The following is a 15,777-nucleotide window of genomic DNA, read 5'->3' on the forward strand; positions in this document are numbered from 1 at the left end:
GGCCTGGTGGAGCGGGACGGCACGGTGGATGGCGACGCAGGGGAGCACGCCCGGACGTTTCCGGGGCTTGCCGCGTGCCAAGTCCGCGCCTTTGACCGCCTGTTACGGCCCCGCCCCGACGACGCTCACAGCAACCGGAACCGGAGACGGCAGATGACGGCGTCCGTCTCGCGTCGTACGGCATGGGCGACGACCGCACCCCGCTGGTTCTGCAGCAGCCGCTGCCACAGCCGCTCCGGCTCCGCCTCCGGGATCAGCACCGTCACCCGGGTCGCGGACTCCGCCGCGCCGACCCCCCGGACGTAGGCGGCGATGGGACGGCCCAACGAGCGGCGCTCGCAGGGCAGTCGTACCAGTTCCACCCCTGGGTTCCAAGCGGCCCAGGACCGTTCCAGTGCGTGCGTGGCGGCCCTGTCCTCCGGATCCGGGTAGCAGACCGTGACCGCCCGCACCTCGTCCCCCAGGGAGGCTGCCGCGGTCAGCGCCTCCGACGTGAGGCGGGACAGGGACGACACCGGAACGATCACCAAGGACCGTTCGCGGTGCGGGGGTTCGGGGATCCGGCCGAGACCGAGCCGCTCCCCGATCCGGCCGTAGGCCCGGTGGACGGCGCCGAAGGCGGCGACCAGCAGCGGCAGCGCGATCACGACCAGCCAGGCACCCTCCCGGAACTTCTCCAGCGTGACGACCACCGTCGCCGCCCCGGTGAGCACGGCCCCGAACCCGTTCAGCAGCGCCTTGCCCCGCCAGCGCCCGCCCCGCTCCAGGAACCAGTGCCGGACCATCCCGACCTGCGCGACGGTGAACCCGACGAAGACCCCGATCGCGAACAGCGGCACGAGGGTGTTGGTGTCGCCGCCGGAGAACACCAGCAGCGCGGCCGAGACGAGGGCGAGGGCGAGCACCCCGTGCCGGTGGACCTGCCGGTCGGCCTTGAGCGCGAAGACGTGGGGCAGATAGTTGTCCCGTGCGAGCAGCTTCAGCAGCACCGGCAGCCCGCCGAAGGAGGTGTTCGCGGACAGGGCCAGCAGGATCATCGTCGCGAACTGGATGACGTAGAAGGCCCAGTTGTGGCCGAGCGAGGCGTCCGCGAGCTGGGCCAGGACGGTGACGCCCTCGACCGGCTGGAGATGGAACCGGCCGATCAGCACCGACAGCCCGATCAGCATCACCCCGAGGACCGCTCCGAGGGCGACCTCGGCCCGCTGGGCGCGCCGGGCCCGCGGGACACGGAAGGACGGGACGGCGTTCGCGATGGCCTCGACGCCGGTCAGCGCGGCGCAGCCGGAGGCGAAGGCCTTGAGCAGCAGCAGGGCGCCGACGGTGGTGGCGTCGTCCGCCAGAACGGAGGCGTGGCCGTCCGCGCTCGCGGTGCTCGCCGGCCCGGACCGCAGGAGACCGAAGACCATGAGCACGAAGACCGATCCGACGAAGACGACGGTCGGCACGATGAAGACCCTGGCCGACTCGACGATGCCGCGCAGATTCACGGCGGTGACCAGCACGAGCACGCCCAGGCACAGCCACAGCCGGTCGTCGTAGAGGGCCGGGAAGGCGGAGGTCAGCGCGGCCACGCCGGCCGTGACGGCCACGGCCACGTTGAGGACGTAGTCGAGGACAAGCGAGGCGGCCGCGACCAGGCTCGTGCGTGCGCCCAGATGCGTCCTGGCGACGGCGTACGAGCCACCGCCGTCCGGGAAGGCGGCGATCACCTGCCGGTACGAGGCGACGAGCACCGCCAGCAGCCCGGCGATGGCCAGGGTCACGGGCAGGGTGAAGCCGAGCCCGTGCGCCCCGGCCGCGGCCAGCACGAGGACGATCGCCTCGGGCCCGTAGGCCACCGACGCCATCGCGTCCAGCGACAGGGCCGCGAGCCCCGTCACGGCGGTGAGGCGATGCCGCTCGCCGGTATCCGGCGGTTCTTCGTCGGCGGGGTTCGCGCCCGGCTCGATGGTGAGGACGGACATCGTTGCGTGCTCCTTCTTCCAGGGCCGCGCACGAGGGCTGATGTGCGCGGTGCACTCAGGGTGTGTCCGTTTCCGGCCGCGGCCGGCCGCTCTTGGCGGCTTCCTCGCGCCGGATCCGGCGACTTTGACGGGACCTTGACGGGTGCGCGGTCCACCTGGGCGACCGAGGCATCGGAGTCCCGTCAAAAGGAGTGCGGCCCGGCAGGCCGCGACGCTGCCGAACGCGCCGGCGCGCCTCGGACATCGTCCCCGCGTCCGCACCCGCTGGGCACGCTCGTCAGAACCCCGTCAGGACTCACCCGCACGACGTCAGGACCCCGTCAGTGACGGGCGCCGGGGCCCGCACGGCGAGCTAGCGTCGGCGGCATGCGACGTCCCGACGACCGGTGGGCCCCGACCGGTGACCGCCACTGGCGTGGTGGCGTCCGGCTCGCGACCGGCTGCGCCGCGCTGTTCGGCGCCACGGCCCTGCTGGTCGACTGGGACGCGGACAGCCTGTCGCCCCTGCGGGCCCTGCTGTGGCTCGGCATGACGGCCGCCCTCTTCACCGTCCTGTTCCCGGCCCGGGTGACCGCGGGCGCCGGCTGGCTGGCGGTGCGCGGCCCGTGGCGCAGGCGGATGGTGCGCACGGACGCGCTGACGGCCGTACGGCGCTACGGCGACGTCTCGGCCCACCTCGTCCTGCGCGACGCGTACGGGAACCGTCTGGAACTGGACCCGCGCGTCCTCGCGGCCAACCCGCTGATCTGGCACGAACTCGACACCGGCGCCCGCCGCTCCGTCGAACGCGGCACACTGCTGCAGGGCGCGGACCTCATGGACCGGCTCGGCCAGAGCATCGACGAGGAGACCGTACGGGCAGTGCTCAAGGCCTCGGGCCTTTCGTGACCACCCGGCGGAGCCTCCGCCGGTTCAAGATGCCCCGTCCCGACGAACAGCCGCACCGAGCCCCGGGGAAGCACGGCCCGGGGCCGACCTCGTGGAGAGATGAGCGACCTTGTCCGAATCCGACCTGTCCGCCCTGCGGAAGCGCGCCGACGGCGGGGACACCGACGCCGCCGACGAACTCGTCCAGCTCGCCGCCGAACTCGGCGACGTGACCGAGCTCCGGCGCCTCGCGGAGGCGGGCCGCTCCGACGCGGCCGACGAGCTGGTCCAACTCGCCTCGGAGCGGGGCGACATGGAGGAACTCCGCCGCCTGTCCGACGGCGGCGACGCCACGGCCACCGACGAACTGATCCAGCTCGCCACCGAGCGGGAGGACCTGGACGAGCTGCGACGCCTGGCGGCGCGGGGCAGCACCACCGCCGCCGGACAGCTCTCGGAACTCACCGCGGACTGACCTCGGCGGACCGGGAGGGGGAACACCCCTTGTGGAGCTTGCGGGTTCGGGCCCGGGCGGGCCGGTCGGCGAGGGAGGTGTGACCGGCCCGCCCGGGAGCTCGGCGGCCGGCCTACAGGCCCACGTCCCGGCGGCGGATGTCGTCCAGGGATTCCCGGCGGACGAGGAGGCGGGCCCGTCCGTCGCGTACGGCGACCACGGGCGGGCGGCCGACCAGGTTGTAGCCGGAGGCCATCGACAGGTGGTAAGCCCCGGCCACGGGGACGGCGAGCAGGTCGCCGGGACGTACGTCGGCGGCGAGGTCCGCGTCGGCGGCGAGGATGTCGCCGGCTTCGCAGTGGCGGCCCACCACGGTCGCCCTGGCCGGGGCCGCGGTGCCGTGCCGGCCGATCAGGCGCGGGGCGTAGCGGACGTCGTACAGGGCCGGGCGCGGGTTGTCGCTCATGCCGCCGTCCACGGCCACGAACACGCGCTCGCCGGTGTGCTTGACGGACAGGACGCGGTAGACGGCGATGCCCGCCGGTCCGGCGACGGCCCGTCCCGGTTCGATGACCAGGCGGGGGACGGGGATGCCGGCCGTGGCGCAGGCGTCGGCCAGTTCGGCGCGTACCTTGCGGGCCAGGGTGGTGAGGTCCAGGGCCGGTTCGCCGGGGCGGTAGGCGATGCCGTGGCCGCCGCCGAGGTCGAGTTCGGGCAGGATCAGGCCGTGCTGCTCGTGCAGCCGGCTCATGAGGCCGACCAGGCGGCGCACCGCGATCCGGTACGGGGTGACACTGGTGATCTGGGAGCCCAAGTGGCAGTGCAGGGCGGTGAGTTCGAGCTGCGGCTGGTCGAGGATCCGGGCGATGGCGTGGGCCGCGTAGCCGTCGGCGATCGACAGGCCGAACTTCTGGTCGCCGGTGCCCGGTGCGGATCTTCTCGTGGCCGCCCGCGCTGATGCCGGGCACCACCCGGACCATCACCTTCTGGTGCCCGTCGGGGCCTACGGCGGCGGCCAGCCGGGCGATCTCGGAGGGGCTGTCGATGACGATGCGGCCGACGCCCAGCCGCAGGGCGAGGTCGAGGTCGTGGGGGGACTTGGCGTTGCCGTGCAGCACGATCCGCTCGGGCGGGAAGCCGGTGGTGACGGCGAGTTCGAGTTCGCCGGCGGAGCAGACGTCGAGGCCGAAGCCCTCCTCGTCCATCCAGTGGACCATCGCGCGGCACAGGAACGCCTTGGCCGCGTAGAGGACTTCCGCGTCGGGGAACGCGTCCCGGTAGGTACGGCAGCGGTCGCGGACCTCTGCCTCGTCCAGGACGTAGACGGGGGTGCCGAAGCTGTCGGCGATCCCGGCGAGCGGTACGCCGCCCACGGCGAGGTCGCCGTGCGGGGCTTCGGTGGTGGAGGCGGGCCACACCGACAGGTCGGCCGCGGCGATTCCGTTCGCGGCGGCGCGCGTTGGGCCGGTCTCGGTCCCGGGAACGCCGACCGCTGTGCCGGTGGTCGCGGGGGTGCAGGTCGCCGTGACGGAGGCCGCAGCCGGGCCGGGCTCGGTGGCGGCAGCCGCACCGGCGCCCGTCGCAGGGGCTGCGGTCGCAGGGGCTGCGACCGCGGGGGCGGGTTCGTGAACCGTGGTCATCGTGGCTCCTCTCAGGCGATCCGCAGCGCGGACATCTCGTGCGTGACCGGCCCGGCCGGCGGTACGGCGGCAGGCGGGACGGCGGCCGCCGGGGCGGGCCGCGCGACCGAAACGCCCGGCACGGCCCGTGCGGGCGCCGGCGCGGTGAACTGCGGATCGACCGTCACGGTGGTGACGCCGAGCGGCTCGGCCAGCGCGCGCAGCGCGGGCTCGGCGAGCCGGATCCACGCCTGGCCGGAGCCGAGGGTGGCGGTCAGCCGGTGCTCGGAGGTGAAACCGACGGCCGTCCGCCGGCCGAGCGGGGTGCGGAAGAGCCGGGCCGCACACCCGGAGGGACCCGGCCGGACCGGTACGTACAGGGGTCCGGCCGGGAATCGATCGGCGGGTTCGGGGTCCTCACCGTGGAGGAGTTCTGACATGGGGTGCCTCCCGAAGGGCAGGGAGCGTGGATCGGATCGGTGGGACCCCGGACGCGGGGAGGCGTACCGGGGTTCGTCGTCGACGTTATGCCCGGACCTCCCCGCCGCAGGAGCGGTCCTGACGGGACGCTGACGGGGAGACGGACGACTTTGACGAGCCGCTGACACCGCTGGTGGGAGGGAGTCCGGAGGGCTGTCAGAAGGGCGTCAGGAACGGGCGTACGGGCTGCCGGAAGCACGCACCCGGAGGTGAGATGGACGCGGTTCGAACGAAGGATGGCCCGCCGGGAGCTCCTGGCCCGGCACATGCAGAAGGTGAAGGCGATGTCCGAGTCCCCCACGCCCCCAGCCGCTCGCGTCGTCGTCGGAGTGGGCGACGCGCCGGGCTGTGTCGCCGTCCTGGGCCGGGCCGCCGACGAGGCCCGGCTCCGCGGCGCGGAACTCTGGCCGGTGGCCGCCTGGGAGCCTCCGGAGGGTGAGTTCGCCGCCCGCAGGTTCCCCGCGGCGAGCGCTCTGGTCCCCGAGTGGGAGCGGCTCGCCGAGGAACGGCTCGTGGAAGCGCTGCGGGACGCGTTCGGCGACACCGGCACCGGGCTGCCCGGGCGGGCGCTCGTCGTCCGGGGCGCCCCCGGACCGGCGCTGGTCCGCACGGCCGACCGGGAAGGCGACCTTCTGGTCATCGGGGCCGGCGGGCGGGGCCCGCTGCGCCGCGCGCTGTGGCCGTCGGTCGGCCGCCACTGCCTCGCCCACGCCGTCTGCCCCGTTCTCGCGGTCCCGCCCTCCCCGCTCGAGGCGGCGCTGACGACCGCGCACCGCCGCAACACGCTGCGGCTGCGCCTGGACACCGGCGACCTGGAGCGGGAGAGCAGGAACCCGAGGTAGACCCCTGGGCGGGCTCCGGCACGGACGGTCCCGGAGCCCGCCCGGCGCAAACGACGGAGCCCGCCCGGAGCCGACCACGGAACCCACCCGGCGCCGACCGCGAAGCCCACCCCGCGCGGTCATCCGTCGAAGCGATAACCCATCCCCGGCTTGGTGATCAGATGGCGGGGCCGGGAGGGGTCCGGCTCCAGCTTCCTGCGCAACTGCGCCATGTAGACCCGTAGATAGTTGGTCTTGTTGCTCTGCTGGACGCCCCAGACCTCCTGGAGCAGTTGCCGCTGTGTGATCAGCCGGCCCGGGTTGGTCACCAGGATCTCCAGCAGATGCCACTCGGTCGGCGTCAGCCGCACGTCGCGCCCGTCCCGTACGGCCTTCTTGGCGAGCAGGTCGAGGGTGAAGTGCTCCGTCTTGATCAGCGTCGTCCCGGGGGCCGCCGCCACGTCCTCGGTACGGCGGACGGCGGCCCGCAGCCGGGCGAGGAGTTCGTCCATGCCGAAGGGCTTGGTGATGTAGTCGTCCGCTCCGGCGTCGAGGGCGGCGACCTTCTCCTCGGACGCCCGCCGGGCGGACAGCACCAGGATCGGCACGCGGCTCCAGCCCCGTATGCCCCTGATGACGTCGATGCCGTCGAGGTCGGGCAGGCCGAGGTCGAGCAGCACCACGTCGGGCCGGCGGGCGGCGGCGAGCCGGAGAGCCGTGGCTCCGTCGGGGGCGGCGTCCACACCGTAGTGACGTGCCTGCAAGGTGATGACGAGGGCCCGTACGAGCTGCGGGTCGTCCTCCACCACGAGCACCCGGGTCATGGGGGTGTGCATCTCCTGTCGTACGTCGGGCCGTTGGCGCGGAGAGCCGGGGCGGGCAGCCCGTTTCACGGCGGCGGGAGCCGGCGGTCCGGGAACAGTCCCGGGCCGCCGGCTCCCCATGGGGTCGCGTAAGACCGTCACCGCTGCGCCGCGAGGTCCTTGAGCGCGATGTTGAGCTCCAGGACGTTCACCCGGGGCTCACCGATGAAGCCGAGGGTGCGGCCCTGCGTGTGGTCCTCGACCAGCTTCTCGACCCGCGCGACGGACAGGCCGTTCTTCTCGGCGATCCGGTGGACCTGGAGTTCGGCGTACGCCGGGGAGATGTCCGGGTCCAGGCCGGAGCCGGAGGAGGTGACGGCGTCGGCGGGGACGTCGGACGGGTCGACCGTGTAGCCGGGGACCGAGTTGTCCTTGACGACGGCGTCCTTGGCGGCGAGCACCTGGGCGCAGAGCGTGCCGTCCTCGGGCTTGGCGGGGCACGTGCCCTTGACCGCACCGCTGTCGCCGGCCAGGTTCGTGGCGCCCGAAAGGATCAGCGTGTACCGCGTGTTGATGCTGTTGGAGCCGAGTCCGTTGGCGGGGCGGCCCTGGAACCACTTGAGGTCGGGTTCCGGGGTCTCCTGGCCCTTCTTCAGCGGCAGGTTGTAGGCCTGGCCGATGAGGGAGGAGCCGACGACCTTGCCGTCCGCCTTGATCTCGGAGCCGTTCGCCTTGCCGTTGAACAGGCCCTGGACGACGCCGGTGACGACGAGGGGGTAGACAACGCCCGTCACCAGGGTCAGGACGAGCAGGGCCCGCAGACCCGCGCCCAGCAACCGGGCGGTGTTCACAAAGGAGTTGTTCATGGCCTTCAGCCGATTCCGGGGATGAGGGAGACGAGCAGGTCGATGAGCTTGATGCCGACGAACGGGGCGACGAGGCCGCCGAGTCCGTAGACGCCGAGGTTGCGGCGGAGCAGCTTGTCGGCGCTGACGGGCCGGTACCGGACGCCCTTCAGAGACAGCGGGACCAGCGCGATGATGACCAGCGCGTTGAAGACGACCGCGGAGAGGATCGCGGAGTCGGGCGAGGACAGGTGCATGATGTTGAGCTGCCCGAGGCCCGGGTAGACCGCGGCGAACAGCGCCGGGATGATCGCGAAGTACTTCGCGACGTCGTTGGCGATGGAGAACGTCGTCAACGCGCCCCGGGTGATCAGCAGTTGCTTGCCGATCTCGACGATCTCGATGAGCTTGGTCGGGTTGGAGTCCAGGTCCACCATGTTCCCGGCCTCCTTGGCGGCCGAGGTTCCGGTGTTCATGGCCACGCCGACGTCGGCCTGGGCGAGCGCGGGGGCGTCGTTGGTGCCGTCACCGGTCATCGCGACGAGCTTGCCGCCGGCCTGCTCCCGCTTGATGAGCGCCATCTTGTCCTCGGGAGTGGCCTCCGCGAGGAAGTCGTCGACGCCCGCCTCCTCGGCGATCGCCCTGGCGGTCAGCGGGTTGTCGCCCGTGATCATGACGGTCTTGATGCCCATGCGGCGCAGTTCCTCGAACCGTTCGCGCATGCCGTCCTTGACGACGTCCTTGAGGTGGATGACGCCGAGGACCCGTGCGCCGTGCACGTCCTCGACGGCCACGAGCAGCGGGGTGCCGCCCGCCTCGGAGATCCGGTCCGCGAGGGTGCCGGCGTCCGGGGAGACCGTGCCGCCCTGCTCGGTGACCCAGGCGATGACCGAACCGGCCGCGCCCTTGCGGATCTTGCGTCCGTCGACGTCGACGCCGGACATGCGCGTCTGGGCGGTGAAGGCGATCCACTCGGCGCCGGCGAGCTCGCCCTGGTGGCGCTCGCGCAGCCCGTACTTCTCCTTCGCCAGGACGACGATGGAGCGGCCCTCGGGGGTCTCGTCCGCGAGGGAGGAGAGCTGGGCGGCGTCGGCGACCTCGGCCTCGGTCGTCCCCGTCACCGGGACGAATTCCGACGCCTGCCGGTTGCCGAGCGTGATGGTGCCGGTCTTGTCCAGCAGCAGCGTCGAGACGTCGCCGGCGGCCTCGACCGCGCGTCCTGACATGGCGAGCACGTTGCGCTGCACGAGCCGGTCCATGCCGGCGATGCCGATCGCGGAGAGCAGCGCGCCGATGGTGGTCGGGATCAGACAGACCAGCAGGGCCACCAGCACGACCATCGACAGGTGGGTGCCCGCGTAGTCCGCGAGCGGCGGCAGCGTGGCACAGGCCAGCAGGAAGACGATCGTCAGCGAGGCCAGCAGGATGTTCAGCGCGATCTCGTTGGGCGTCTTCTGCCGGGCCGCGCCCTCGACCAGGGCGATCATCCGGTCGATGAAGGTCTCGCCGGGCTTCGCCGTGATCTTGACGACGATCCGGTCGGAGAGGACCTTGGTGCCGCCGGTGACGGCCGACCGGTCGCCGCCGGACTCCCGGATGACCGGGGCGGATTCGCCGGTGATGGCCGATTCGTCGACGGACGCGACCCCCTCGACGACGTCACCGTCGCCGGGGATGATGTCGCCGGCCTCGCAGACGACCAGGTCGCCGATGGTCAGCGCGGTGCCGGGCACCTGCTCCTCGGAGCCGTCCTTCAGCAGCCGGCGGGCGACGGTGTCGGTCTTGGCCTTGCGCAGGGTGTCGGCCTGCGCCTTGCCGCGTCCCTCGGCCACCGCCTCGGCGAGGTTGGCGAACAGGACGGTGAGCCACAGCCAGGCGCTGATCGTCCAGCCGAACCAGTCGCCCGGATCCTTCAGGGAGAAGGCGGTGGTCAGGATCGAGCCGACCCACACCACGAACATCACGGGCGACTTGACCATCACCCGGGGGTCGAGCTTGCGGAACGCCTCCGGTACGGACGTGATGAGCTGCCTGGGGTCGAAGAGGCCCGCGCCGACACGGCCCTCGGCGGGCTTGTGGGCGGTGGGGACGTCGCTGTGCGGCGCCCTGGTGGGCGTGGGTGTGGCTGTGGACATCGAGTCCTCTGCCTTCTGTGTACGGGTGGTCATCACGCGAGTCCTTCGGCGAGCGGGCCGAGGGCCAGGGCCGGGAAGTACGTGAGACCGGTGATGATGAGGACCGCGCCGACGAGCAGGCCGGTGAACAGCGGCTTCTCGGTGCGCAGGGTGCCCGCCGTGACCGGGACGGGCTTCTGGCCCGCGAGCGAGCCGGCCAGGGCCAGCACGAACACCATCGGCAGGAAGCGGCCGAGCAGCATCGCGAGTCCGGTCATGGTGTTGTACCAGTCGGTGTTCGCGTTGAGGCCGGCGAACGCCGAGCCGTTGTTGTTGGCCGCCGAGGTGAAGGCGTAGAGGACTTCGGAGAACCCGTGCGCGCCGGAGTTGAGCATCGAGTCCGGCGGTGTCGGCAGCGCCATGGAGGCCGCGGTGAAGACCAGGACGAGCGCCGGGGTGATGAGGATGTAGCAGGCGGCGAGCTTCATCTCCCGGCCGCCGATCTTCTTGCCGAGGTACTCGGGGGTGCGGCCGACCATCAGGCCGGCGATGAACACCGCGATGACCGCCATGATCAGCATGCCGTAGAGGCCGGAGCCGGTGCCGCCGGGCGCGATCTCGCCGAGCTGCATGCCCAGCAGGGTGATGCCGCCGCCGAGTCCGGTGAACGAGGAGTGGAAGGAGTCCACCGCGCCCGTAGAGGTCAGCGTCGTGGCGACCGCGAAGATCGACGAGCCGCCGACGCCGAAGCGGGTCTCCTTGCCTTCCGTCGCCCCGCCCGCGAGGTCGAAGGCCGCGCCGTGGTGGTGGAACTCGGTCGCCATCATCAGGGCCGTGAAGCCGATCCAGATGGTGGCCATCGTGGCGAGGATCGCGTACCCCTGCTTCACCGAGCCGACCATCACGCCGAAGGTGCGGGTCAGCGCGAACGGGATCACCAGGATCAGGAAGATCTCGAAGAGGTTCGTGAACGGGGTCGGGTTCTCGAAGGGGTGGGCGGAGTTGGCGTTGAAGTAGCCGCCGCCGTTGGTGCCGAGTTCCTTGATGGCCTCCTGCGAGGCGACCGCGCCGCCGTTCCACTGCTGCGAGCCGCCCATGAACTGGCCGACCTCGTGGATGCCGGAGAAGTTCTGGATCGCGCCGCAGGCCACCAGGATCACCGCGGCGACCGCGGCGATCGGCACCAGGATGCGCAGGGTGCCGCGCACCAGGTCCGCCCAGAAGTTGCCGAGTTCACCGGTGCGCGACCGGGCGAAGCCCCGTACCAGCGCGACCGCGACCGCCATGCCGACCGCCGCGGACACGAAGTTCTGCACGGCGAGACCGGCGGTCTGCACGACGTGACCCATGGTCTGCTCGCCGTAGTACGACTGCCAGTTGGTGTTCGTCACGAACGACACGGCGGTGTTGAACGACTGGGCCGGGTTGACCGAGTCGAAGTGCAGCGAACCCGGCAGGAGGCCCTGGAGCCGCTGGAGCAGGTAGAGGAACAGGACGCTGACCGCGGAGAACGCGAGGACCGCGCGGAGGTACGCGGGCCAGGTCATCTCGGCGTCCGGGTTGGCGCCGATGCCCTTGTAGACCCACTTCTCCACCCGCAGGTGCTTCTCGGAGGAGTAGACCCGGGCCATATAGGTGCCGAAGGGGATGTAGACGAGCGCCAGCGCGCCCATGAGGGCGAGCAGTTGGAGGACGCCGGCGAGGACGGGGCTCATATCGGTGCTCAGAACCTCTCCGGGAAGACGAGGGCCAGGACGAGATATCCCAGCAGGGCGACGGCCACGATCAGGCCGACGATGTTCTCGGCGGTCACAGCTTCGTCACCCCCTTGGCGACGAGGGCCACCAGCGCGAACAGCGCGATCACGGTGACGACGAAGGCCAGATCGGCCATCGCGAGCTCCTAGGAGAGGTTCGTTGTGCATCGGACGGTTAGAGGAAACCCCCTCCCTGACCGGATTCCGCCCCCGTTGACGCCTCCCTTACGGCAGCACTCACGGCCTTGACGGGACTCTTACGGGGTTGCCGATCCTTACCGTCGATCAGGCCCGCGGCGGCAGGTCAGCCGTCTGTCCGGCGACATGAGGCGGCGGGGCCAGTAGTGGCCCCGCCGCATTCGGTGACTGTGTGTTTCTCAGGCGGTTGTCGCGTGCCCTGAGGGCCGTAAAGCCGTCAACGGGCTCGTCGTCCGGAGAACACCAGCCAGCGGTTCATCGCTGTGGCGCGCTGTTCGCAGCCCCGGCAGGGGCTCAGCCCAGCGCGATAGGTGACCTTCTTCACCACGTCCCCCATACCGATCTCCTCGTCGACGAAGCCGGGAAGACGAACACGCAGCGGCAGCGCAGCGTCGCGGCGGCCGGTTCCGCCATCAGCCATCTCCGCCACCTCCAGGGGAGGTGGCGGATGCGAGATCTCCGTGATGGAAACGGGTCACGAGGTGACCTCGTAGAAGATGTCGTAGTGCGATCCGTCCCCGTTCAGGGTTTCGGCCTGCTCTCCGCTTCCCGCCTGGCTCTGGTGAGCCCAGAACCCACCGAGGAAGTCGTCAGGGCTCGGCGCGTCGTCCCCTTCGTACACGGTCACCTTCACCTTGTTCCGAAAGTCCTTCGACTCGCCTATGTCCTCCCCGTCGGCGTCTCCCATCTCCACTTCACCCCAGACCCTGACACCGTCCACCTTGATGTAGACATCGTCGTCACCGGGACCCGAGGTGGTGTTGTAGCAGAATATTTTATTGAGCGTGAGAGTGGCCATCGCTCTTCCCTTTCTCTTTCCTTGGGAGTTCAGACACAGCGCATCACTCCTGCGGTGTCGTCGAATTCTGCTCTCTGTCCCTGGGCGCAGCATTTACCCTGATCACAGTGCTTTCCCGGGGGACAGTCGGTGTTTTGCCTGCAGCAATCGCCGAGTCTGCAGCACGCCTCTTCCAGGCAGATATGGCCGGGCGGGCAGCATTGCTCCTCGATGTGGGGCGGGGGGTCTCCCTCCACACCGGCCGGGGGCCACACCTTCACCTTGCATCCCTCCTGCCCCTGGGGGCAGCAGCCCATGGTCGCGGTGTACCGCTCCGAGGGGCAGCAACCGGTCGGCGTGCACTGCTCGCCCTCACAGCAGCGTCCGCAGGCGGACGGGGGACCCGGCTTGCAGCACCTGCCGCCGATGCATTCCTGATCCGGCGGGCAGCATTTCCCGACACAGATCTTGTCGTTCGGACAAGGGCCGTCCTCCAGGCAGGAGATCCCCGGCCCCGGTGTCATACAGAATCCCTGACAGCATTGCTGGCCGGACTCGCACGGTTTGGGCGGTGGCCAACTCTGATTGCCGCAGCACTCCTCCCCCGCCGGGAGGCACAGGCCGTTGCAGCAGGTTTTTCCGGAGGCACAACAGCCTATGACCTCGCGCCCCGACGGATATTCGTAGCCGTAGCAGCAGGTGCTGCCGTACGGGCAACAGCGCCGCATTCCGTTGGGGCCCGGATAGATGCAGAGATTTCCCACACACGGCGGAGGGCTGCTGCAGAAATGCTCGCAGGCCTGTTCGCATTCGCGGCTGGTCAGCTCGTCGGGGCAGTCCGCTACGCAGTCGTCAAAGCAACTGCCGGCCGGCTCGATGTCGCGGCCGGATGCCGACCGGCCGGGGACCGACCGGTACACGCCGCTCGTACGGTACAGAGAGGCCTGCGCCGTGGCCGTCGGAACGGGCATGTCGACCGACCTCCTCCTTCCGTCATCGGTCGTAGTACGGAGACAGCTTGGTCACCAGGAAGGGGAAGACTTCCGTCACGTCGATGCGGACGAAGTACTTCTCGCTCACGTCGGTCGTCCGGTCGGTGAAGGAGAAGATCACGTCTTCGATCTTCCGGCTGCCGCCGAGCCGTGAGGGCCGGGTCTCGATCGAGGTGAGGGACAGCCCCGCCGCGAAGGCGCGGGCGGTATGAGCGTAGATCTGCGCGTACCGCACCGCGCAGTAGTTGACCGCTCGGTGCTCGTCGGAGGAGCCGGCGTTGTCGACGATCTGGATGACCCGGTCGAAGAGTTCCCGAGAGGCCGACCGGAACGACTCTTCGTCGATGTCGTCCGGTTTGGGCAGTCTCGCGACGAGGGAGTCGGTGTCGAACGCGTAGACCTGATCGAACGGCACCAGAGGAAGCATGAGGCCGTTGCACAGCTCGGGAGGGGCTACGGGACCTCGCAGACCGATCAGCACATGGCGGTCGTCCGCCCGTGGCGACGCGCCGACCGCGTCCACCAGCAGGTCGTAGTCCGCCTGCTCGCGTGGACGCAGTACGTACGTGTCGATGCCCTGGATCACCAGCACGTAACACAGGTGCTTGGCGAGGTAGCGGCTCCGGGGATCCGACAGAACGGCGTGGAGGGCCTGTCTGTCGGTCAGGTTGGCGGTCTCCGCGCGGCCGGTCGCCTGGGCGAACTCCTTCTCTATGCCGAGGCTGGGCATGCGGGGCTCCAGTTGGCCGACTGCGTAGACGAACGGCGGGTACGACTCGGGCGCACGGTCAACGCCGCCGGCCGCGGCGGCCGCGCAGCCGCAGCCGGCACATCCACCGGGCGACCCGCCCTGCGGCTGAGGGGTTCCGGCGACGGGCGGCGACGCGAGGCGTACGCCGGAAGCCGAGCCCTCGACCGGAGCTTCGGGCGTCTCGCGCTCGGCCGTCGAGCCGGGCAGGGCACGCGGGGACTGCACAGCGGCTTCCGTGGACTCGTCCATGGCCTCAGCGCCTCACTTCCCTTGGACGGTGCCGCAACCCGGGTGGCTGCCGGCTTCGTTGCCCATGCAATGACTCGAATGCGCGCCAAGCGTTCATCAGGGGTGGCACGACCGTGGTCCGACGCGATGGATGCCCCTTCAGTGCGGAGATCAGTTCCTCCGGAGCGGTGTGCGGAAGCTCGGACCAGAGGAGGGCCACGGCACCGGTGACGACAGCCGCCGCGGCGCTGGTCCCGCCGAACGGTCGGACGCTTCCGTGGGGACCGAGGCTCAACAGCCCGTCCGTCACGACACCGACGCCCCGCTGGCCGATGGACCGGCCGATGTTGGTCGTCCGTCCCGGCAGCCCTTGCCGGTCGTAGGACACGACCGGCACGACCGCGCGGTGACGGGTGACGACCGTGCCGTCGACCGAGCCGTCGTTGCCGGCTGCGGCCACCACGATCACGCCTCGGGCAGCCGCGTGATCGAGGGCGTCCTGAACCCAACGGTGCTGCTCGGACGCACCCGTTGGCAGCGAAAGGCTCATGTTCACGACGCGTACGCCGGCGTCCGTGAGCTCCACCAGCGCGTCGGACAACTCCCTCCACGTGGCTGTGCCAGCGGAACCAACCCCCGAACGGGGGAAGATGGAACGAGTGACGAGTGTGACGCCCGAACTGATGCCCGGTGCCCCCGATTCGCGGTCCGCGACCAGGACACCCGCGACGGACGTGGCGTGCACGGCGGCGACGTCGTCCGCATCGGGCCCCGCCACATCGTGCGGGCGAAGCCGTTCGATCCTTGCGCCGTCAAATCCTTGATGGCTCACCACGACCGGACCGTCCACGAGACCTACCCGCAGATCTGCCGACCCGGTGCTCCTGGCCATAAGAGGTGCAAGAGAAACTCTTGAAAGCGGGAGCTGTAGCAGCATCGGAACTCACAGCCGACCTTCACGGCCCCCCTGCACAACTCCAGGCTACCGCGCGGCGGCTGCACCAGCGCGTCGAGAATCCCGCCCGCGTCGCGGATGCCAGGGTGCATCGGCGGACCCCCGGCCAGCCGTCGGTTCTCGCGGACTCGTGAGCTTCAACTCCGGTT

Annotated in this window: 14 protein-coding genes and 1 pseudogene; 3 read left to right on the plus strand and 12 right to left on the minus strand. The window is 70.8% G+C overall.

The genetic code is table 11. The features are described 5' to 3' along the window. Positions 1 to 125: 125 nt before the first annotated feature. The gene (locus ACFYYF_RS04035; RefSeq protein WP_388771154.1) at positions 126 to 1,967 is read right to left on the minus strand and encodes an APC family permease; all 1,842 of its coding nucleotides are present in this window, start codon (positions 1,965 to 1,967) and stop codon (positions 126 to 128) included. A gap of 366 nt (positions 1,968 to 2,333) precedes the next feature. Here ACFYYF_RS04035 and ACFYYF_RS04040 point away from each other — a divergent pair, with 366 nt between their 5' ends. Together ACFYYF_RS04040 and ACFYYF_RS04045 are read left to right on the plus strand one after the other, a co-directional pair. After that, on the plus strand, positions 2,334 to 2,855 hold the full coding sequence (locus tag ACFYYF_RS04040) for a hypothetical protein (RefSeq protein ID WP_388771157.1): 522 nt from the start codon (positions 2,334 to 2,336) through the stop codon (positions 2,853 to 2,855). Positions 2,856 to 2,964: 109 nt separating this feature from the next. Continuing rightward, entirely contained in the window at positions 2,965 to 3,309 is a 345-nt protein-coding gene (locus ACFYYF_RS04045; RefSeq protein WP_388771158.1) for a hypothetical protein, read from the plus strand. Between the two features lie 112 nt (positions 3,310 to 3,421). Here ACFYYF_RS04045 and lysA read toward each other — a convergent pair. Continuing rightward, positions 3,422 to 4,928 (minus strand): annotated as a pseudogene (gene lysA / locus ACFYYF_RS04050) (diaminopimelate decarboxylase). An 11-nt stretch (positions 4,929 to 4,939) separates the two neighbouring features. Continuing rightward, positions 4,940 to 5,347 carry an SAV_915 family protein gene (locus ACFYYF_RS04055; protein WP_388771161.1) on the minus strand — a complete coding sequence of 136 codons (408 nt, stop codon included), beginning with the start codon at positions 5,345 to 5,347 and terminating at the stop codon, positions 4,940 to 4,942. A 324-nt stretch (positions 5,348 to 5,671) separates the two neighbouring features. Here ACFYYF_RS04055 and ACFYYF_RS04060 point away from each other — a divergent pair, with 324 nt between their 5' ends. Next, positions 5,672 to 6,229, plus strand: a complete 558-nt coding sequence (locus ACFYYF_RS04060; protein ID WP_388771163.1) for a universal stress protein — start codon at positions 5,672 to 5,674, stop codon at positions 6,227 to 6,229. Between the two features lie 119 nt (positions 6,230 to 6,348). Here ACFYYF_RS04060 and ACFYYF_RS04065 read toward each other — a convergent pair whose 3' ends face one another. The 9 genes from ACFYYF_RS04065 to ACFYYF_RS04105 form a co-directional block, all read right to left on the minus strand. Further along, positions 6,349 to 7,032: a response regulator gene (locus ACFYYF_RS04065; RefSeq protein ID WP_388771558.1), complete on the minus strand. Its 684-nt coding sequence runs from the start codon at positions 7,030 to 7,032 to the stop codon at positions 6,349 to 6,351. A 137-nt stretch (positions 7,033 to 7,169) separates the two neighbouring features. Next, positions 7,170 to 7,877: a potassium-transporting ATPase subunit C gene (locus ACFYYF_RS04070; RefSeq protein WP_388771166.1), complete on the minus strand. Its 708-nt coding sequence runs from the start codon at positions 7,875 to 7,877 to the stop codon at positions 7,170 to 7,172. Between the two features lie 5 nt (positions 7,878 to 7,882). Next, positions 7,883 to 10,024 (minus strand): potassium-transporting ATPase subunit KdpB, encoded by a 2,142-nt coding sequence (gene kdpB, locus ACFYYF_RS04075; protein WP_388771169.1) that lies wholly within the window; start codon positions 10,022 to 10,024, stop codon positions 7,883 to 7,885. After that, on the minus strand, positions 10,024 to 11,685 hold the full coding sequence (gene kdpA / locus ACFYYF_RS04080; protein ID WP_388771172.1) for a potassium-transporting ATPase subunit KdpA: 1,662 nt from the start codon (positions 11,683 to 11,685) through the stop codon (positions 10,024 to 10,026). The genes kdpB and kdpA overlap by 1 nt, the downstream gene beginning before the upstream one ends. Positions 11,686 to 11,693: 8 nt before the next feature. Further along, positions 11,694 to 11,783 carry a K(+)-transporting ATPase subunit F gene (gene kdpF / locus ACFYYF_RS04085; protein ID WP_055544543.1) on the minus strand — a complete coding sequence of 30 codons (90 nt, stop codon included), beginning with the start codon at positions 11,781 to 11,783 and terminating at the stop codon, positions 11,694 to 11,696. Positions 11,784 to 12,141: 358 nt separating this feature from the next. Further along, positions 12,142 to 12,345 (minus strand): hypothetical protein, encoded by a 204-nt coding sequence (locus tag ACFYYF_RS04090; RefSeq protein ID WP_388771175.1) that lies wholly within the window; start codon positions 12,343 to 12,345, stop codon positions 12,142 to 12,144. A 54-nt stretch (positions 12,346 to 12,399) separates the two neighbouring features. Continuing rightward, on the minus strand, positions 12,400 to 12,723 hold the full coding sequence (locus ACFYYF_RS04095; RefSeq protein ID WP_388771177.1) for a hypothetical protein: 324 nt from the start codon (positions 12,721 to 12,723) through the stop codon (positions 12,400 to 12,402). 972 nt (positions 12,724 to 13,695) lie between these two features. Next, positions 13,696 to 14,694, minus strand: coding sequence for a hypothetical protein (locus tag ACFYYF_RS04100; RefSeq protein WP_388771180.1), 999 nt, complete (start codon positions 14,692 to 14,694; stop codon positions 13,696 to 13,698). 4 nt (positions 14,695 to 14,698) lie between these two features. Continuing rightward, on the minus strand, positions 14,699 to 15,610 hold the full coding sequence (locus ACFYYF_RS04105; RefSeq protein ID WP_388771181.1) for a S8 family serine peptidase: 912 nt from the start codon (positions 15,608 to 15,610) through the stop codon (positions 14,699 to 14,701). Between the last annotated feature and the right edge of the window lie 167 nt (positions 15,611 to 15,777).

Source organism: Streptomyces sp. NPDC001914, assembly GCF_042891215.1.
Lineage (GTDB): Bacteria > Actinomycetota > Actinomycetes > Streptomycetales > Streptomycetaceae > Streptomyces.